Below are 18,841 nucleotides of genomic sequence, written 5' to 3' on the forward strand. Positions count from 1 at the left end.
CGGGCCGTCGCTGGACCCATCGCGAGGGGTGGCAGGGCTGTTCACACTCCTACCTTGCCACCCCTCGCTGAGTCGCTACTGAGAACGACCCGCACGATCCCTAAGCGTTCTCCTTGCGGAAGGTGGAGATGCCCCACCAGACGGCGAGTGCGAACAGCACGGCCGTCCAGCCGACGCCCCAGCCGATGTCGGCGATCCCGAGGTCACCGAAGAACGAGGCGCGAACCGCGTCGACGATGTGCTTGGTCGGGATGACGTCGGCCAGCGTCTGGAGCCACTGGGCGCCGAAGCTCATCGGCAGGAAGATGCCCGACAGCAACAGGATCGGCATCAGCAGCATGTTGGTCACCGGCGCCATCACGTCCTCGCTCTTCACGAGCAGCGCGAACGCGTTGGAGGCCGCGGCTCCCGCCCCACCGATCATCACGGTGATCGCGATCCCGACGAGGATCCCGACGGGCTTGAAGTCCATACCCATCAGCAGGCCGAGGGCGACCAGGATGATCGCCTGCACCAGGATCTGCAGCAGGTCGCGGTAGAGGCGACCGAACAGCAGCGCGCCGCGCGACGCCGGGGTGACCCGCTCGGCCTCGATGACACCCTCGCGCCACTCGCCGATGAGCGAGAAGCCGGCGAACATCGCGCCGAAGATGCCGAGCTGGACGAGCATGCCGGGGACGAACCAGTTGTAGGCGTTGCCACCGAGCTGCTCGATCAGCGGCTCGAGCAGAGGACCGAAGAGCAGCAGGTAGAGGATCGGCTGCATCACTCCGATGAGCACCCAGGCCGGGTTGCGGAGATTCATCCGCAGCTGCCGGTTGAAGACGACCATCGATTCGCGGAAGAACCCGGACTTGAGGACAGGCTGCTGAAACTCAGTCATCACTTCACCTCCTGGATCTCTGCGGCCGAGTCGGCCTCGGGTGCGCCTGCCTCGGCGTCGCGCAGCGAGCGGCCGGTCAGCGTCAGGAAGACGTCGTCCAGGGTCGGTCGGGCGACCTCGATCGACTCCAGCGAGACGCCGCTCGACTCCAGATCGCGGAGCAGTCCGGGGACGGCCTTACCGGCCCGCGGCACCCGGCCGCTGACGAATCGATCGTCCACCTCGACGCTCTCCGAGATCGAGGCGAGCTTGTCGCGCGCGATCGCCACCTGCTCGTCTCCAGCGACCTCCAGGGAGACCAGATCGCCGGAGACGGCGGCCTTGAGGTTCTCCGGGGTGTCGTTGGCGACGATGCGGCCTTGGTCGATGACCACGAGCCGGTCAGCCAGCGTGTCGGCCTCGTCGAGGTAGTGGGTGGTCAGGAAGACCGTCGCCCCATGGTCGGTACGCAGCGAGGCGATGTGGTCCCACAGGTTGGCCCGCGCCTGCGGGTCGAGCCCGGTGGTGGGCTCGTCGAGGAAGACCAGCTTCGGGGCGTGGATCAGCGCCATCGCGATGTCGAGGCGGCGCTTCTGCCCGCCGGACATGTTGCGCGGCTTGCGGCGCCAGAGCCCTTCGAGCTGGAGCCTCTCGAAGAGCGCCTGCCCGTGGGCGACGGCGTCCTTCTTGGACATCCCGTAGAGCATGCCGTGGTCGACGACCTCGTCGCCGGCGTAGGCCCCCGAGAAGGTCGATCCGACCTGGGAGCAGTAGCCGATGCTCCTGCGGACGTCGACGGACTGCGTGGCCACGTCGAAGCCGGCCACGGTGGCCGTGCCGGCTGTGGGCTTGAGGAGGGTGGTGAGGATGCGAAGCGTGGTTGTCTTGCCTGCGCCGTTCGGGCCCAGGAAGCCGACCACCTCGCCCTCTTCGACGTCCAGGTCGACTCCGTCGACCGCGACGACTTCTTTCTTCTGCTTGCCATGGCCGGAGGTGAAGGTGTGCCTCAGGCCGCGTGCGTGAATCATTTGTCACTCCCTTGTGCGTGCAGGTCCCAGACAAGCACGAACCACTGACGACGAGCACTCGGTTTTGTCGAGCAATTCAAATTTGAATATCGTGAGTGTTCAATTTTGATCCCGCAGTTGTCAAACCGATTTCGATCCGAGCGGACCCGGCTCAGCCGCGCAGCATCTCCCGGTAGCGCTTGCGGTCGGCGTCCATCTGCCATCCCGGGTCGTCGTCGGCAGGTGCCCAGCCGGGCGCGTCGCCGGCGAAGAAGAGCTTGCCGCTGCGTACGTCGTCCAGAAGCTCCACCAGCCACACCCGCTCCGAGCGGAGCTTGTCGAGCTGGAGCCGCAGCGCGGCGACCGTGTGCGGCGGCGCCATGTGGGGATTCGCCAGAACCGCGGCGTCGAGCTCCTTGATCGTGCGTTCCAGGGTCTTCAGGCGGACGCTCAGATGCTGGGTCACGGTCGGCCGCTCCAGCAGCGGCACCAGCGAGAACGCGGCATAGAAGGAGACGCCGTTGTAGACGTCGACGCTCTGCAGCGAGCGGCTGACCAGGCGCTCCAGCTCCGTCCGGCCGCCGGCGCTGATCTCGTAGACCGCGACCGGACGCCCGTTGTCGACCAGATCGTGCCTGGTCAGATGGCCCTTCTCGGTGAGCGAGGTCAGCGCGTGGTAGATCGAGCCCGGGTTGATGTTGGCCCATTGGTCGACCTGCCACGACATCAGCTCGCGCCGGATCTGATAGCCGTTGACGGGTTCGAACAGCGCCACTGCCCCGAGCAGCAGCATGCGTGTGTCGTCTCCGGCCATACGGAGATTCTAAGGGCGACACGTCCGGTCTCAGTGAGACGTCAGCTGCCACAGGTGTCCGTCGGGGTCTGCGACGAGCGCGCGGTAGTCGCCCCACGGTGCCGCCTCCGGCTCGAGCACACCGCGCCCCATCTCGATGGCTGCTGCATAACGAGCCTCGACCTCGTCGCGCGAGCCGAGCTCGATGGTGACCAGGCACTGCTTCAGGCCCTCCGGTGCGGGCAGGGTCGCCGCCTCCATCGGCTCGTCCCCGAGCTGACCGGTGACCCACTTGAACCCGCCGGTGGGGATCATCATCACCTCGCAGGAGTCCGAGAGGGTCGCGCGCAGCGGCTCGGGGACCCCGTCCTCGGCCGCCTCGCCCGGTGTGTCGAGGCCGAGGCCGTCCCGGAGAAAGGCATGGGACCGGGCGCGGTCTCGGGTCGGCAGTGCGATCGTCGTGCTCATCTGATCTCCTCGGTGGCGGGCGTCCGGGCGGACTCCCTGGCGATATGTTAAACATAGTTGATACTCTTGTGAAGAGAGTGCGGAGGATCGATGCCGAAGAAGCAGACGTACGCCGACCTGGGCGATGCCTGCGCGACAGCGCACGCGATGGACGTCATCGGGGACCGGTGGAGCATGGTGATCGCGCGTGAGCTGATGCTCGGTCCGCGGCGGTTCGCCGACCTGGCCTCGGCGGTCGTCGGGATCACGCCGGCCGTACTCACCTCCCGGCTGAAGGCGCTACGAGACAGCGGCGTCGTCGAGCAGGCACAGCTCGACGATCTCGGCCAGACCCGCGTCTACCGGCTGACCGAGTGGGGCCAGGGGTTGGAGGACGTGATGCGCTCGCTCGGGCGCTGGGCGCAGCGCTCGCCCGCCTTCCCGGTGCCGGAGGGCAGCATGACCCCCGACGGGGCGATCGTCGCGATGCGCACGATGGCGCCCTACGCTGACCTCGCAGCGTCGGGCGGTGGCCCGGTCCGGATCACGATCGAGCTGCACGACGAGCGGCGTCCCGCCGCAGGCGTACGCCGCTACGCCCTGCATTGGGACGAGGATCGTTTCGTGCTGACCGAGGGCGCCGACGAAGCGCCCGAAGCCACGGTCACCGGCGACTCGTCGGCCTGGGCCGAGGTGGTCTTCGCCGGGGCGCCGATCGGAGCGATGGGCGTCGAGGGCGACCGGCGGGCCGTGGAGCGGGTGGCCGCTGCGTACGCCGCCATCACCTAGGACCGAGGCGCGCCACGTCGCCGGTACGCCGGGACCTCTGGCACTGACGACGCTGAGTCGAGGCTCACTACGCTTGATGGGTTCGAACGACTCGGAGAGGATCGACGTGACCCTGAACCTGACTTACGGGGACCTGGGAGACGCGTGCGCGGCTGCCCACGCTCTGGACCTGATCGGTGATCGGTGGAGCCTGATCGTGGTGCGCGAGCTGATGTTCGGGCCGCGTACGGCACGTGACCTGGAGTCCTCCGTGATCGGGGTCGACACCGCCGAGCTCAAGGACCGGCTGCAGTTCTTGGAGCACGCCGGGGTCGTGGTGGAGACCGAGCTCGGCTACATCACCAAGACGACGGCCTATGCCCTCACGCCCTGGGGTCGCGAGCTCGAGTCGATCCTCGGAGCACTCGGGCGTTGGGCCCACGGCTCGACACGCTTCCCGATCATGTCCGCCGGGATGACACCCAGCGGCGTGATGGTGGCGATGCGCACGATGGTGCCTCCGGGCAGTGCGGTCACCCCAGAGCCGATCAGCGTCGCCTGGGACCTGACGGACGCACGCCGACCCGAGGCCGACCCGCAGCAGTTCCGGCTGATCTGGAACGGCAACCAGTTCGATCTCGCCGAGGGAGGCCTCGAGGACGCGGACGTCACCATCGCGGGCGACTCGACGGCCTGGACCGGAGTGGTGTTCATGGGCTACCCCGTGGACGCGGCGATCGCCGAGGCCGGACTCGAGGTCGAGGGGGACCGGGCCGCGTTGGACCGTGTGCTCGGGCTGTTCGCGGACACGCTCGCCCAGGCCAGCTGACCCGGCCTAGGGAGCCGGGTCTGCGCAGAAGGCGATCAGCTCACCGTCGGCCTTGCCCTCCTCGATCAGGTGACCGACGTCGAGAGGGACGTGCTTCAGCTCGCCGAGCGGTGAGCGGATGATGGCGCTCTCCCGGCGCCAGGGCGCGATCGTCGGGGGAGCCAGGCAGTTGTGCTGCTCGAGCATCGTGGCGAGCTCGGGCTGCTCCCTCTTCGCCAGCGACCGAGGCTCGGACTGCTGGGCGAGGGCAACCAGACAGAAGGTTGCCAGCGCCGTCAGCGCGCATACCTTCATGGCGACGACGACGAACGTCAGTGGTCGCGGCGTGTCCGAGTGCACGTTTTTCCCAACGACGGAGGGGCGCCACGGTGACGGTCCATGTCGGGGTTCGGGTGCGGTGTGACGTACGTCCCATCCCGGACGCCGGGAGCGGGCGAGGATCAGACTCGCTAGTGTCGCGTCATGCCTTCGCGTACGTCTTCCTGGTTCTCCTCGCCCGCCGAGGCCGTCACCCGTATGGGAGAAGTCGGCTACCTCGCGGACGACTCGACCGCGCTGACGACCTACCTCGCGGGGGCACTGGAGAAGCCGGTGCTCGTCGAAGGACCGGCCGGCGTGGGCAAGACCGAGCTGGCCAAGGCGATCACCCGCGCGACCGGCGCGGAGCTCGTCAGGCTGCAGTGCTACGAGGGTCTCGACGAGGCCCGGGCGCTGTACGAGTGGAACTACAAGAAGCAGCTCCTCCGCATCCAGGCAGTGGACGATGGTCAGGCCTGGGAGGAGACCCACGGCGACATCTTCTCCGAAGAGTTCCTGCTGACCAGGCCGTTGCTGACCGCGATCCGCCGCGAGGAGCCGACGGTGCTGCTCATCGACGAGGTCGACAAGACCGACGTCGAGGTCGAGGGTCTGCTGCTCGAGGTGCTCTCCGACTTCCAGGTGACCATCCCCGAGCTCGGCACGATGGTCTCGACCCGGCGTCCGCTCGTGGTGCTCACGTCCAACGCCACCCGGGAGCTCTCCGAGGCGCTCAAGCGACGCTGCCTCTATCTCCACCTCGACTATCCCGACGCCGACCGCGAGCGGGAGATCGTGCTCTCCCAGGTGCCCGGCCTCGACGACAAGGTGGCACGTCAGCTCGTCTCCGTGATCGGCCGGCTGCGCGAGCTGGAGCTGAAGAAGTCACCCTCGATCGCCGAGTCGGTCGACTGGGCGCGCACCCTGATCGCGCTCGAGATCACCGATCTCTCCGACAAGGCCGTCGCCGACACCCTCGGCGTCGTCCTCAAGCACTCCTCCGACGTCGACCGCGCGGTCCGAGAGCTGCGGTTGAAGAGGTGACCCTCCTCGACCGGCACATCGAGTTCCTCGAAGCGCTTCGGGGAGCGGGGCTGCCGGTGTCCCTCTCTGAGGGTCTCGACGCGGTCACCGCCCTGGGCCTGATCGGCTGGAACGATCGCCAGCAGGTCAAGGAGGCGTACGCCGCGACCCTGGTCAAGCGCGCCAACCAGCGCGCCACCTTCGACGGGCTCTTCGAGCTCTACTTCCCGCGGATGATCGGCTCGGGCATGGACGCCGCGGCCGAGGCCGCCGGAGTGGCGAAGGACGGTCCCGAGGCGCTCTCGGAGTTCACCTCGCGGCTGGCTGAGGCGCTGGAGGCCGACGACGTCGAGATGCTCCGGCAGCTGGCCGCCGAGGCGGTGGCGCGCTTCGGCGCGATGCCCGGCCGTGGCCCGGGCCTGAGCTCGTGGTCGTCCTACACCGCGCTGCGCCGGCTCTCGACCGACGAGCTCACCTCGCGGCTCATCGAGGGGCTTCAGCAGGGTGGCTGGACCGAGGAGGAGGCGGCGCGCGCCGGGACTCGGCGCGTGGATCGGTTCAGCGGTCTCGTCGAGGCCGACGCCCGCCGCCGGATCGCGGAGGAGAAGGGCCCCGAGCAGATCGCCAAGATCGCCGTACGCCCCACCATCGAGAAGCTCGACTTCCTGCATGCGCGGCGGGCCGACCTGGAGGCACTCCGCCGCGAGATCTATCCCTTGGCGCGCCGGCTGGCGACCAGGCTCACCCAGGAGCACCACGCGCGCCGGCGAGGAGCGGTGGACCTGCGGCGTACGCTCCGGTCCTCGATGTCCACCGGTGGCGTCCCCGTCGACCTGCGCTACCGGCCCAAACGGCCGCACCGCACCGAGCTGGTGATCCTGTGCGACGTGTCGGGTTCGGTGTCCAACTTCGCGACCTTCACGCTGATGCTCGTCTTCGCGCTGCGCGAGCAGTTCGGCAAGGTCCGCGCGTTCACCTTCGTCGACGAGATCCACGAGGTCACGTCCTACTTCAAGCCCGGCGCCGACCTGGTCGACACGATGACCGAGCTGACGAAGGCGACCGAGCACTCGGCCCGGATGGGGCGCACCAACTACGGCCGCGCCTTCTCCCTCTTCCAAGAGCGCCACGCCGACGCCCTCGGCCCCAAGTCGTCCCTGCTGATCCTCGGCGACGCCCGCTCCAACTACTCCGACCTCGCCGTCGACTCGCTGCGCGCGATGGCCGAGTCGAGCCGCCACGCCCACTGGCTCAACCCCGAGGTCCGTACGCAGTGGGACACCGGTGACTCCGAGGCGACCCGTTACGGGTCGATCATCGAGATGCGCGAGTGCCGCAACCTCACCCAGCTGAGCGAGTTCGTCCACGACCTCGCGTAACGCAGGTCGAGCCGTTCACGGAATCGTTCAAGACCGAGAGTTGGGCAAGATGGAGGAGACGCCGAACACGTACGTCTACAAGGTGCTCCAGGGGCCGTGGGGGATGTGGGTCTCGACCACGGCGGTGGCGAGGCCCACCGACGTCGAGGATGGATACCGCGTTTGATGCGGTAGCAAACTGTTATCGGTTCACTTGGCGCACGTGGACTCAGTGATGAGGCGACGTGCCGACCGCTGACCTGGGGAGCGCCAAGCACACCAGGTGCGCCTGACACTCCCCAGGCCCCCGTACTCTGTGCGGTCGAAGAGCATGAGCTCGGATTTCTGAATGGCTGGTGAGGATGGTGCTACCGAGGTCTCTGCGGGGGCCGGTGAACCTGCTCCGTGGTCAGGGTCTAGCAGCAGCAGATCCTCGACGACGTGCTGCGACAGCTCGCCGCTGTGTATGACGACTTGTCAGACCGCAACTTGGCGATGGTGCTGGAGGACGTGCTCGGCGGTGACGGACATGAACTCCTGCGTGAGGCGATTGCTGCACACGACAGGCTTGTTGGGGGTCGCAGGATGTTCGTGAGGCCAGGATGCTTCTCGAGGAAGCCGGCTGGCAGCTCGACGACGAATAGTTGGCCTCGCCGACACTGCTAGGTGACCGCTGCCAACCCTGTCACTGCAGTTTGAGATCCAGCCCGTAGACGATCCGGTCGGCGACCCCGACGGAGTCGGTGACGCACACGACCCGGTCGTCGGCGAGGAAGCGGCGTCGGTCGGAGAGGACCGGGGTTCCGTCGGGGATCTGCAGGTCGAAGGTCTCCTGCGGTGTCGGCATGCGTGACTCGATGTCCATCGCGACCGTGGTGACCTTGACCCCGACCGTGGCCAGCAGGTCCTTGATCGGCGGCTGCGGCCAGTCGTCGGACGGGGTGGCCAGCGGGGTGTCGACGACCAGCGGATAGGGGATGTAGGCCGTGGTCCGATACTCGGCGGTGTCACCACTGATGTAGAACGTGAAGGTGGTGCTGAGCAGCTCGCTGCGCGGGTCGAGGTCGAAGGCCTCCCCGAGCTTCTCGCCGGCAGCGATGACCTCGTAGGAGTGCTCGACCGAGATGCCGTCGTCCGGGCCGCGCGGCGGCTGGTGGTAGGCCGCGTCCGGCTTCGCCGGGTGGCTGGGGTCGGTGATCAGCATGCTCATCAGGTCGTAGCGGGTCTTGGTGGCGTCGCGTACGAAGACGCCACGGCCCTGCTCGCTGGTGATCAGGCCTTCGTTGCGGAGCACCGCCAGACCTCGCCGGATCGTGGCGCGGTCGTAGGGGAAGGTGTCCATCAGCTCGGGTTCCGTCGGTAGACGCTCGCCGGGCAGGTAGGTGCCGTCGTCGATCTGGGCCCGCAGGTAGTCGGCCACGTGGAGGTATTTCGGCAGGCCGCGCGGACGGGGGTTACTCATAGGAGAACACGTTACTGAGGCGTACAGATCCCGAATAGCCGCATAGCCCCAGCCTTTCAGCCTTGACCCATTGCAACGAGTGGACTTATGGTCGAACAAGCCTCGGGGCGTTGGGCGCCTGGCCCCCGCTGGAGACCGGCGTCTCGAGGCACTCAACGACGAGAGCCATCGACATTCCTTGGGGGGAATTCGTGTTCGTAGACGACAGACTCAGCCCGAGAACCAGCGGGAGGCAGCCGATCCTGGCCAAAGACCCGCTGGTCTACCGGACCGACCGGGGCAGCTTCTGGCACCTTCGCTCGGCCAAGAGGAGCAACGGGTACGTCCTGACCATGTGCGGCCGCAGGCTGGGCACCTGGCACGTGCTGCCGCCGCGGCGGCTCAGCCGGGTGGCGCCCAACCAGGTCTGCGTCGGGTGTCTGCGCAAGACACCCATTGGGGAGGTCGTGTCTCCCTCCAGTGGATCTCGACACGCGGACGCGGCTTCGCAAGCTCAGCCGCGCGCTCGCTCGATCTCACCTGACGACGCCGGCAGCTCGCAAGCTCGCTACCGACTGTCAGGCGACCTCGAGAAGACTCAGGTCGGTGAGCCACTCGACCGGCGCGACGTCATCGGTGTAGACCTTCCCGCCCCGCAGCGCCGGCTCGATCCGAGCAGCAGAGTCGGTGAGGGCACCGGCCAGGTCGGCGGGCTGCGACTCGGCGTTGGCGGTGAGGCTGGCGGATGGGTCGGCCTCCGGGTCGACGGTCGCGATCAGGTGGGTGTTGGTGGGGCCGGAGTCCGACCGCCACACCGCCTCACCAAACGAGGTACGCAGGGTTGCCGTGAGGACCCTCTCCAGCGCTGTGGAGCCCTCCGGGTGGGCTGAGTTCACGACCAGCACCCCGCCCGGGTTCAGGTGGGACTTCGCCAGCGCGAAGAACTCCTTGGTGGTCAGGTAGAACGGGATGTAGGGCTGGTGGTAGGCGTCGACCATGATCGCGTCGTACTTCCGGGTCTGCTTCTGCAGCCACGGGCGGGCGTCGGCGGTGTGGAGGTGGAGGTTCGGCTGGTCCTCGAGGTCGAAGAGCTCCTGGCCGACCTCGGTGACGTCCTCGTCGATCTCGACGGCGTCCACCCGGGTCTCGGGGGCGAAGTGGCCGAACTGGCGCGCGGTCGTCCCGGCGGCCGAGCCCAGGATCGCCACCGACTTCGGGGCCTCCGCGCCGGCGTACGAGAGCGAGAGCATCTCGTCCCAGTAGGCGCCGGTGAGCCACTCGCCCTCCTTGTAGACGGAGTGCACCGCGTGGCCCTCGTTGAGCTCGAGGTAGCGGCTGCCGTCGTCGTACTCGACCACTCGGGCGTACTGGTACTCCGTCTCCTTCTCCCAGATCACCTCGCCGCCGTTGCTGGTCAGCGTCTTGATCGACCCGGTCGGCAGCGCGATCAGGCCCAGGATCACCGCGGGAATGACAGCGGCCACCATCCGGCGCTTGACCAGGTGCGGGATCGCGCAGACGGCCATGAGAAGAGCGAAGATCAAGAACGTACGCCGCGTCCCGACGACCGGGATGAGCAGCAGCGAAGCGGCGAAGGTGCCGACCAAGGAGCCCACCGTCGAGATCGCGTAGAGGCGTCCGGCCGTGTGGCCGGCGCCCTCGACCGATTCGACACTCAGTCGGACGGCGTAGGGGCTGGCGATGCCGAGCAGGAACAGCGGGAACGCGAGCAGCACGCCGACGCCGACCAGCGAGCCCGCGAAGGTCGCGATGCTGAGCTGGTCGACGGCCTTGACCGCGAGCGGGAGGAACGGGACGGCCACGAACGGCACCGCGGCTAGCAGGAGGGCTGCGATGAGCACGACCTTGGCGAGCCCGGCAGGGTGTGGGTTCCTGTCGGCGAGCCGGCCGCCGACTGCGTAACCGATTGCCAGCGCCACCAGCACCGTCGCGATCGTGTTGGCCCACACGATCGTCGAGTCACCGAACCACGGTGCCAGCAGTCGAGCCGCCGCGATCTCGGACCCCAACGTGCCGGCACCGACGGTGAAGACGAGAAGCTCAAGTGCACGCGCACGCAGTTTCATGGAGGTGAACCTATCCGGCCGCTCCAACGTCCGCACACGGGACTTGAGATTGCCCCAAGGGGAAGCACCAATCTGCTTTCACCGGTGACCTTCACCGGGGAGGATGGTGACCATGAGCGAGCGTCAGCGAGCGACCACGAGCCGCCTGGAGGGGCTGGTGAACATCGGCGACTTCGCCCGGGCGACCGGGCTGACGCCGAAGGCACTCAGGTTGTACGACGACCTCGGTCTGCTGCTGCCTGCCGAGGTGGACGCCTCGTCCGGCTATCGCCGCTACGCTCCTGACCAGGTCGAACGCGCCCGTCTGGTGGCGTCGTTGCGATTGGTCGGGATGCCGCTGGCCCGGATCCGCGAGGTTCTCGACATGCCCGCTGCTCGTGCGGCGGTCGAGGTCGAGACCTACTGGCGCCAGGTCGAGGCCGACACCGCCACGCGCCGCACCATGGTCTCCGCCCTCGTCCACGGATTGAGGAACGAGGCACGACCGATGAGCACTACCACCGACAGGCTGCACGCAGAGTTCGGCGTCAGCCACGAGCAGGGTGGCCGCGCCACCCAGCAGGACGCCGTCCTGCTCACCCCGGAGCTGATCGCCGTCGCCGACGGTTTCGGAGGACGTGACGACCTCGCTGGCGCCGCCCTGACCGCGTACGCCGCCGGGGGTCTGGCCAACGCCATCGCCGAGGTCGCCCGCGACGCCTCGAAGGCCGGCACCACCCTGACCGCCGTCGACCTGCACGGCTCGACCGCGCGGATCACCCACATCGGCGACGCCAGGGTCTTCCTGGTGCGAGACGGCGAGGTACGCCAGGCCACCCATGACCACACGGTGGTCGCTGCCATGGTCGAGGCGGGCCAGCTCACCGCCGACGAGGCGCGCTCGCACGAGCACCGGTCTGTGCTCAACCGCGCGCTCCTCCCCGGCGTCGTCGCCGACGAGATCATCCTCGACCTGCTGCCCGACGACCGGCTGGTGCTGACCACCGACGGCGTCCACTCCTGGGTCGACGACCTCGCCGCCCTGATCACCGCCGAGGCCGGTCCGCAGGAGGTCGCCGATGCGGTCGCGGATGCGGTCGCTGCCGCCGGGGAGCCGGACAACCACACCATCGTGGTTGCCGATCTGGCCTAGCCCGCCGGTTGAGCCGCGAGCGCCAGCGAGCGTGTCGAAACCAACACGGTCGCCAACTGTGTTGGTTTCGACACGCCTCCGCCTAGCGGCTCCGGCGGCTCAACCAGCGGGACCACGGACGTCGCTTCGGTGCTGTGACCTCATCGTCCAGTGCCGCGGCAGCAGCGGCGAAGGAGCCACGAAGGGAGGGATAGGCCAGCTCGATCTCGGGGTGCTCGACGAGGATCTGGGCGATCCGGCGGGTGAGGTGCTTCCCGACGGTGGCGATGTGCCGGACGACGGCGTCGACCTCGTCCACGGTGAGCTGTTGCGGGTGGAAGGGCTTGGGCGACTTCTCCTGCAACAGCTCGCGCATGGGCTCGAGGGAGTCGATGTCGTAGCGCAGCGCCAGCGAGCGCAGCTCGTCGTCGGCGATCTTGCGCAGCCGTTCGTGGTCGGAGGGCGGGATCAGGGTGTAGGTCATCGGGCCGAGCGGGCAGGACTGGAGATGGACGTCGAGGCGCTCTTGCAGCTGGGGCCCGAGCGGCAGGGCGTTGAGAGCGCGCTTGATCTCCAGAGCGTGCAGCGAGTAGGAGAGGTTGACCTTCTGCAGCCACAGGTCACCGAGTCCGGCGGTGTCGATCCCGGCCGTGTCGAGCAGGTCGGTGAGCAGGTTGTCCCCGGCGAAGAGCTCGGGCAGGTAGGGCCGCAGGACGAGCCGGGAGCGCACCGCCTCGGAGTCGAGCGCGTTGTAGAGGTGCTCGTGCCCCAGCCATCCGCCGTAGCCATCCGGCTCCGCCGCGAAAGGTTCCAGATGGCCGATCCGTTTGACCCGTTGGTTGTAGTCGGACTCCAGGAACGCGAGGGGGTCACGGACGTACAGGACGAACTGGGCCTGCGGTGGCAGCAGCTCGGCGATCCCGCGCAGCTCGGGGAGGAAGGCCTCCGAGGAGAGGAGAAGGGTGTGACAGCCGCTTGCCTCGAACTCCTCGAGCGTCCTCGCCACCTCCCGCGACGAGGCCACGAAGAGGTGGCCCGAACGCTCCATGAGCGATCCGGCGTTGCCGGCGCTGATGCCGTTCTTGTCGACGGTGTGCGCTGGGTAGAAGATGCCGGCCTTCGTGAGCACTTCCCCATTGGCGTTGAGGAAGGCCTGAACGGCGGAGGTGCCGGTCTTGGGGAGACCGGCGTGTACGACGATGGACTTCACGGGGACCGATCGAGTAGGTGTCAGAGCGCCCACCGCGTACGTATCCGGTATCCGTCAAGCCGGATCAGGATGGCGCGGCGGTGCCACACACCCTATCGATCCGACATCGTCAGGCAAGGTATCCCAGCGTGCGGATGCGGCTGATCTCGTCGCGGAGCTCCTCGTGGCTGGCGTTGTCTGCCGCCCGCCCACCGGCGATGTAGTGACTCTCCGCCGCAGTGCCGTCGTAGACGACCGTGAACCGGTGTCCGACCCCTGCATTGATGAGCCCGCCGAGGAGCGCGACCGGGTCGGAGCGATCCTCCAGCGAGAGCACCCGGGTGCTCTCCGGGACCCGCGGCGCTGCCGCGCCCGGAGCGCCGACCGTGACCACCTGGTCCACGACGTACGCAGCCCCGGCTGCCGCGGCGATCGCCGCCGCCGCGGTGCCACCTGCCGCGGCGCCGACGAGCATCACGTGGGCGCCGGTCTCGACCGACTCCTCGATGGTCCGCGATGCGGTGGTGATGTAGGCGGAGAGGTCACCGGAGACGAGCCGCAGCCGGCGGCTGCCGGTGTAGGGCCCCGGGAGATAGGCGATGTAGCGACCGGGGGCCGTCTGCTGGACCGCGACCCCGGTCTCGGTCGCCTCGAGGGTGCGGATCAGCTCCTCGATGGTGGCCGGAGTGTCCGCGGTGACGTCGCCGGCCGGGTCGTCCTCCTCGGCGGGGGCCAGGGCCCCTCCGACATCACGCAGTGCGTGCCCGGCATCGGCCGCGAACACGTCGATGCCGGCAGCCCGCAGCGCCCCTGCAGCGGCCGCACCGGCGTCGTCGCCGCGCGGGAAGTCGGCGGTGAGCAGCGAACGCAGCTCGAGCGACTCGAGCAGCCCACCACAGGTGGCGATGTGGTCCATCAGCTCGGGATGACCCTGCGCCAGCTCGCCGAGGTAGGCGGTGACGCCCTCGCGGTCGAGCGCGTCTGTCTCGATCAGGCCGGCGGACACCAGCGACCCACCGAGCTCGACCTCGGGCGCGAGGTAGTCGAGGGCGTTGGCCGCGATGGCACCCAGCGTGCTGCGGGCAGCGGCCTGGAGCTCGTCGATCCAGCGGTAGGTCTGCACCGTCGCGCGGACCGAGAGCGCGTCGGCGTCGAGCGCCTGACCGAGCTCGAGGAGACCACCCTTCTCGGAGGTCACCGACCGGATCTCCTCCTCGGCCGGCTCCCAGGTCTTCGGAGAGAGCTCGGCGGAGTCGGTGACGTCGTCGTCGGCGAGGATCTCAGCGCCGAGCTCGGCCCACTCGCGCAGCTGCGCGCCGGCGTCGCCGATGGAGCCGGCCAGGCCGAGGATCTGCTCGTACTTCTCCTCCGGGCCCGCGGGTGGTGCCACCGAGTCGGGGGCGCCACCGGGAAGCGGGCCAAGGCGGTCGATCGGATCGTTGACCGGGTTGTTGGCTGAGTCGTTCATCGGGCCACCTCCGTAGCGCAAGCGCGAGAGTACGGACGCGACCCGATGATAGGTCCATTGGTCGCTCGCTGACGCTCGCTCATCGGACCACCTCCGCGAGGACAGGGGCAAGTTCTGCGGCGAGCTCGGACGGCTCCACGCTGGTGATCATCAGGGTCAGCTCTCCATCGAGCGAGACCGTACGCATCGAGCGCCAGCCGTCGTTGACCAGCGTCCAGGAGACGGTGCCGATCAGCGGGTTCTCCGGGTCGGCGGTCGTCGCGACGACGGCGCGCAGGCGGCCGTGGGTCTCGTTGGACAGCGCCTCGAGAGCGCTCGCGACGACGACGTCGCCCGCGGTCAGCACCGGCACCAGGTCGCCGCGTCCGGTGCGCAGCGCCTCGAAGACCGCATCGGCGGTCGCAAACGGGATTTCCAGTTGCTCGGGCACGGCCGAGGTCAGCCGGGCGGTGTCGCCCGGCAGCGTGGCGGTGCGCCCGAGCTCGGTCGACCAGGCTGCCGAGGGATACCAGGAGAGCTCGAAGACGAGCCCGTCCACGGTGGCCAGAGAGGCGGCCGCCTCGCCCTTCTGCCGGTGCCAGGCACGGCCCCGCAAGCCGTCGACGACGACATCGAGGTCGATGACCACCTCCGGGGTGGCCAAGAGCCCGAGGGCGCCGGCGATCCCGGAGTCGAGAGTGCCGTCGGGGTCGAGGAGGTCGCGCCGCTGCAGCGAGGTGCTGCCCTCGCCGAAGCCGGCGACAGCGCGCGCCAGCGCCTCGGCCTCGGCTGCCGAGCGCGTACGCCCCAGCCGGGCGTCGAGCCCCTCGTCGCGGTGTGTCGCGACTTCGAACGGAAGCGGCGCACCGATGCTCGCGCAGGCGTGGGTGAGCTCGGGAAGGGTCAGGCCGACGCGGCGAGGCACGCCCGCCCACGGCTCGGTCGGCGCGCTCGGCGCGGGACCCAGGTCGATCGTGGTCATCGTAGGGTGACCTCCAGCCAGTCCTTGTGGCCCGGCTCAGGGGCCTCGAATCCGTCGAGCTCGCCTTCAGCGACCAGCACCCCGGCGCGAGCCTCGGCCTCGGCGATCTGTTCCTTGAACAGGTCGACCTGCTTGAGATGCTTGGCCAGGGTGTCGGCCGCGCGGTCATGCTGCTCGGCCACGCTTCGCAGCGCGGTGGCTCGCTCCTTCATCCGTCCACGGAGGGACTCGGCGGCCCGACCGTGCCACGGCACGGACTCCGCCTGCACCACCAGCTTGTCGGCACTCACTCGGATGTCGTCCGCCTGCTCTCGCAGACGGCTCACCCGACGACGGATCACGTCGCTCTCGCCGTACATATCCCTCCTCGGACAGGTCTCTGTGATGGTCCTACCCCGCTCGCGTCGTTCCTAAACGTAAAATCGTGAACTTTCTCAAAATCGATCGCGACGTCCTAGCGAAGGACGTCGGAGAGGCGGTCGAGGCTCTGCTCGATCTCGGCAGTGGAGCCGGCGAAGGAGAGGCGTACGAAGCGGTGCCCTTCGACGGGATCGAAGTCGACTCCCGGAGCCATCGCGACGCCCGTGCGGTCGAGGATCTGGTGGCACCACGACATGGTGTCGTCCGTCCAACGGCTGACGTCGGCGTACACGTAGAACGCCCCGTCGGCCGGCGCCATCTCGGTCACCCCGAGCGAGCCGAGCCCGTCGAGGAGGACGCCGCGGTTGGTGGCGTAGCGCGTCACATGAGAGTCGAGCTCGGCGTAGGCGTCCGGGGTGAACGCCGCGATCGCCGCGTGCTGGGCGAGGACTGGTGGACAGATCGTGAAGTTGCCGACCAAGACGTCGATCGCACGTCGCAGATGGGCTGGGGCGAGCAGCCAGCCGATGCGCCAGCCGGTCATCGAGAAGTACTTGGAGAACGAGCCGAACACGACCGCATCGCGCGAGGTCTCCCACGCGCTGCGGCCACGGCCACCGTCGCCGTAGGTCAGGCCGTGGTAGATCTCGTCCGAGATCAGCTGAATGCCGGCCTCCTCGCAGTAGCGCGCCAGCGCCGCCAGCTCCGCAGGGAGCAACATCGTGCCGGTCGGGTTTGCCGGGCTGGCCACCACGAGGCCCTTCAGGCCGATCCGTTCGTGCAGCTCTCGCACCTGCTCCACCGTCGGCTGGAAACGCTCGGCCGCACCGGTCGGGATCTCCACGACCTCGCAGCCGAGGGCCGCGAGCACGTTGCGGTAGCAGGGGTAGGACGGCCGAGCCATCGCCACCCGGTCGCCGGTGTCGAACGCTGCCAGGAAGGTCGCCAGGAAGCCGCCGCTGGCGCCCGTGGTCACGACGACGTCGTCGGGGGAGACCTCGATCCCGTGCCACGCCCGGTGGTGGCCCGCGATCGCCTGGCGCAGCTCGAGGATGCCGGTCGCCGGCGTGTAGCCCAGCGGGTCGCCGCTCTGCAGCAGCCGCACCGCCTCGGCGCTGACCGCCTGCGGCGCGCCCGTGGAGGGCTGTCCTGAGGTGAGCGAGATGAGATCGGCGTACGTCCGTTGCCGCTGGGCCGCCCGCTCGAGCATGTCCATCACGTGGAAGGGAGGCACGTTCGCGCGTCGGGCGACAGTCAGGCGATCCATAGAGGGAACACTAAGATGCAGTCCCAGAGGTCATAGGGGGACCCACGACATGAGCGAGCCTCAGCGAGCGACAGTCTCATGAGCTTTGACGTCCATCAGCTCGACATGTTCGTGCTGATCGGCTCCCTGGTCACGCTGCTCGCGATCCTCGCGGTGCAGGTGTCGACGAAGGCCGGGCTCCCGTCGCTGTTGATCTACCTGCTGATGGGTGTCCTCCTCGGTGAGTCGGTGCTCGGGATCCGGTTCGACGACGCTGCCCTCGCCCACGCGCTCGGCTTCGGGGCGTTGGCGCTGATCTTGGCCGAAGGTGGTCTGACGACGTCGTGGAAGGACGTACGTCCCTCCTTCGGTCTCGGGATGATGCTGGCCACCGTCGGGGTGGTGGTCTCGATCGGGATCGTCGCGGTGGGTGCGCACTATCTGCTCGGGCTGCCCTGGCAGCTCGCCTTCCTGCTGGGCGCGGTGACCTCGCCGACCGATGCGGCCGCGGTGTTCTCGGTGCTGCGGGTGGTGCCGCTGCCGAAACGGCTGACCGGTGTCCTCGAGGCGGAGTCGGGGCTCAACGACGCCCCGACCGTGGTGATCGTGACGCTCATCGCCAGCGGCGCGATCGCGGAGAACCCTCCGATCGTCGTGGCCGGCATCGTGATCGGCGAGCTGTTGCTGGGCATCGTGGTCGGCCTGCTCGTCGGCTTCGGAGGGGCCTGGCTGATGCGACGGGCCGCGCTGCCCTCCGCCGGCCTCTACCCGCTGGCCGTGATGACGCTGGCCTTCCTCGCCTACGGCGGATCGGCGTGGCTGCACGGTTCCGGGTTCGCGGCGATCTACGTGGCCGCGCTGGTGCTCGGCAACACCGACCTGCCCCACCGCGGGGCCACCAGGTCCTTCGCCGAGGGAGTCGCCTGGCTGGCCCAGATCGGGCTCTTCGTGATGCTCGGTCTGTTGCTCTCCCCGGGGCGTATCGACCTCCGGACGATCGGCCTCGCGCTCGCCGCCGGGCTGATCCTGACCTTCCTCGCCCGGCCCGCGTCCGTGCTGGTCAGCACGGTGGTCTCCCGGATGACGTGGCGGGAGACCGCGTTCGTCTCCTGGGCGGGTCTGCGCGGCGCGGTGCCGGTGGTGCTCACCACGATCCCCCTCGCCGCGGGCGTCGACGGTGCCGAGGACCTCTTCGACCTGGTCTTCGTGATGGTCGTCGTCTACACCCTGCTGACCGGACCGACGCTGCCCTGGGTCGCCCGGGTGCTCGGGGTCGGCCGTCCCAACGATCCGCGATCCCTCGACCTCGACGTCGCGCCGCTGGAGCAGATCGCGGCCGACCTCATCCAGCTCCGGATCCCGCGCGAGTCACGCCTCCATGGTGTCGAGATCAGCGAGCTCCGGCTGCCCGCCGGATCATCGGTGTCGTTGCTGATCCGCGACGGCCACAGCCTGGTCCCGGAGAGCACCACCGTCCTCCGCTCCCGCGACGTCATCCTGGTCGTGGTGCCACGTCACCAGCGTGAGCAGGCCGAACGCCGCCTCGAGATGGTCAGCCGGAAGGGTCGCCTGGCCGGCTGGCTGCGCTGAGCCC

The 18,841-nt window shown here is 68.8% G+C and carries 18 protein-coding genes; 6 read left to right on the top strand and 12 right to left on the bottom strand.

What is annotated here, in order from left to right:
• Positions 1-100: 100 nt before the first annotated feature.
• The 4 genes from ABZZ22_RS09005 to ABZZ22_RS09020 all read right to left on the bottom strand — a co-directional run bounded on the left by ABZZ22_RS09005 (position 101) and on the right by ABZZ22_RS09020 (position 3,130).
• Positions 101-883: an ABC transporter permease gene (locus ABZZ22_RS09005; RefSeq protein WP_354929529.1), complete on the bottom strand. Its 783-nt coding sequence runs from the start codon at positions 881-883 to the stop codon at positions 101-103.
• Positions 883-1,890, bottom strand: a complete 1,008-nt coding sequence (locus ABZZ22_RS09010; RefSeq protein ID WP_354929532.1) for an ATP-binding cassette domain-containing protein — start codon at positions 1,888-1,890, stop codon at positions 883-885. The genes ABZZ22_RS09005 and ABZZ22_RS09010 overlap by 1 nt, the downstream gene beginning before the upstream one ends.
• A 151-nt stretch (positions 1,891-2,041) precedes the next feature.
• Positions 2,042-2,683 (bottom strand): PadR family transcriptional regulator, encoded by a 642-nt coding sequence (locus tag ABZZ22_RS09015; RefSeq protein WP_354929535.1) that lies wholly within the window; start codon positions 2,681-2,683, stop codon positions 2,042-2,044.
• Positions 2,684-2,713: 30 nt separating this feature from the next.
• Complete coding sequence (locus ABZZ22_RS09020; protein ID WP_354929538.1) at positions 2,714-3,130, bottom strand: VOC family protein; 417 nt, start codon at positions 3,128-3,130, stop codon at positions 2,714-2,716.
• 90 nt (positions 3,131-3,220) lie between these two features.
• Between ABZZ22_RS09020 and ABZZ22_RS09025 the strand changes: the two genes are divergently transcribed.
• On the top strand, positions 3,221-3,898 hold the full coding sequence (locus ABZZ22_RS09025) for a helix-turn-helix domain-containing protein (protein ID WP_354929541.1): 678 nt from the start codon (positions 3,221-3,223) through the stop codon (positions 3,896-3,898).
• A gap of 106 nt (positions 3,899-4,004) precedes the next feature.
• Positions 4,005-4,706, top strand: a complete 702-nt coding sequence (locus ABZZ22_RS09030; RefSeq protein WP_354929544.1) for a winged helix-turn-helix transcriptional regulator — start codon at positions 4,005-4,007, stop codon at positions 4,704-4,706.
• A 6-nt stretch (positions 4,707-4,712) separates the two neighbouring features.
• On the opposite strand, the gene ABZZ22_RS09035 is transcribed toward ABZZ22_RS09030, so the two are convergent.
• Entirely contained in the window at positions 4,713-5,045 is a 333-nt protein-coding gene (locus tag ABZZ22_RS09035; protein ID WP_354929547.1) for a hypothetical protein, read from the bottom strand.
• Between the two features lie 123 nt (positions 5,046-5,168).
• Here ABZZ22_RS09035 and ABZZ22_RS09040 point away from each other — a divergent pair, with 123 nt between their 5' ends.
• Both ABZZ22_RS09040 and ABZZ22_RS09045 read left to right on the top strand, forming a co-directional pair.
• A complete protein-coding gene (locus tag ABZZ22_RS09040) occupies positions 5,169-6,047 on the top strand; it encodes a MoxR family ATPase (RefSeq protein ID WP_354929549.1) in 879 nt (292 codons plus the stop codon).
• The gene (locus tag ABZZ22_RS09045) at positions 6,044-7,405 is read left to right on the top strand and encodes a VWA domain-containing protein (protein ID WP_354929552.1); all 1,362 of its coding nucleotides are present in this window, start codon (positions 6,044-6,046) and stop codon (positions 7,403-7,405) included. The genes ABZZ22_RS09040 and ABZZ22_RS09045 overlap by 4 nt, the downstream gene beginning before the upstream one ends.
• Positions 7,406-8,069: 664 nt before the next feature.
• Here the strand turns inward: ABZZ22_RS09045 and ABZZ22_RS09050 are convergent.
• Together ABZZ22_RS09050 and ABZZ22_RS09055 are read right to left on the bottom strand one after the other, a co-directional pair.
• The gene (locus ABZZ22_RS09050) at positions 8,070-8,846 is read right to left on the bottom strand and encodes a GntR family transcriptional regulator (RefSeq protein WP_354929555.1); all 777 of its coding nucleotides are present in this window, start codon (positions 8,844-8,846) and stop codon (positions 8,070-8,072) included.
• A gap of 557 nt (positions 8,847-9,403) precedes the next feature.
• Complete coding sequence (locus ABZZ22_RS09055; RefSeq protein ID WP_354929558.1) at positions 9,404-10,912, bottom strand: fused MFS/spermidine synthase; 1,509 nt, start codon at positions 10,910-10,912, stop codon at positions 9,404-9,406.
• A gap of 112 nt (positions 10,913-11,024) precedes the next feature.
• Between ABZZ22_RS09055 and ABZZ22_RS09060 the strand changes: the two genes are divergently transcribed.
• Positions 11,025-12,044, top strand: a complete 1,020-nt coding sequence (locus ABZZ22_RS09060; protein ID WP_354929560.1) for a MerR family transcriptional regulator — start codon at positions 11,025-11,027, stop codon at positions 12,042-12,044.
• 82 nt (positions 12,045-12,126) lie between these two features.
• Here ABZZ22_RS09060 and ABZZ22_RS09065 read toward each other — a convergent pair whose 3' ends face one another.
• From ABZZ22_RS09065 to ABZZ22_RS09085, 5 genes are all read right to left on the bottom strand, one after another.
• Entirely contained in the window at positions 12,127-13,233 is a 1,107-nt protein-coding gene (locus ABZZ22_RS09065) for a hypothetical protein (protein WP_354929562.1), read from the bottom strand.
• Positions 13,234-13,342: 109 nt separating this feature from the next.
• A complete protein-coding gene (locus tag ABZZ22_RS09070; protein WP_354929565.1) occupies positions 13,343-14,680 on the bottom strand; it encodes a hypothetical protein in 1,338 nt (445 codons plus the stop codon).
• Positions 14,681-14,759: 79 nt separating this feature from the next.
• A complete protein-coding gene (locus ABZZ22_RS09075) occupies positions 14,760-15,641 on the bottom strand; it encodes a hypothetical protein (protein WP_354929568.1) in 882 nt (293 codons plus the stop codon).
• Positions 15,638-16,000: a hypothetical protein gene (locus ABZZ22_RS09080; protein WP_354929571.1), complete on the bottom strand. Its 363-nt coding sequence runs from the start codon at positions 15,998-16,000 to the stop codon at positions 15,638-15,640. The genes ABZZ22_RS09075 and ABZZ22_RS09080 overlap by 4 nt, the downstream gene beginning before the upstream one ends.
• 95 nt (positions 16,001-16,095) lie before the next feature.
• On the bottom strand, positions 16,096-17,268 hold the full coding sequence (locus ABZZ22_RS09085; RefSeq protein WP_354929574.1) for a pyridoxal phosphate-dependent aminotransferase: 1,173 nt from the start codon (positions 17,266-17,268) through the stop codon (positions 16,096-16,098).
• 78 nt (positions 17,269-17,346) lie between these two features.
• Between ABZZ22_RS09085 and ABZZ22_RS09090 the strand changes: the two genes are divergently transcribed.
• Positions 17,347-18,837 (top strand): potassium/proton antiporter, encoded by a 1,491-nt coding sequence (locus tag ABZZ22_RS09090; protein WP_354929577.1) that lies wholly within the window; start codon positions 17,347-17,349, stop codon positions 18,835-18,837.
• Positions 18,838-18,841: the final 4 nt, after the last annotated feature.

The sequence above is a fragment of the Nocardioides sp. NPDC006273 genome (assembly GCF_040613495.1).
Lineage (GTDB): Bacteria > Actinomycetota > Actinomycetes > Propionibacteriales > Nocardioidaceae > Nocardioides.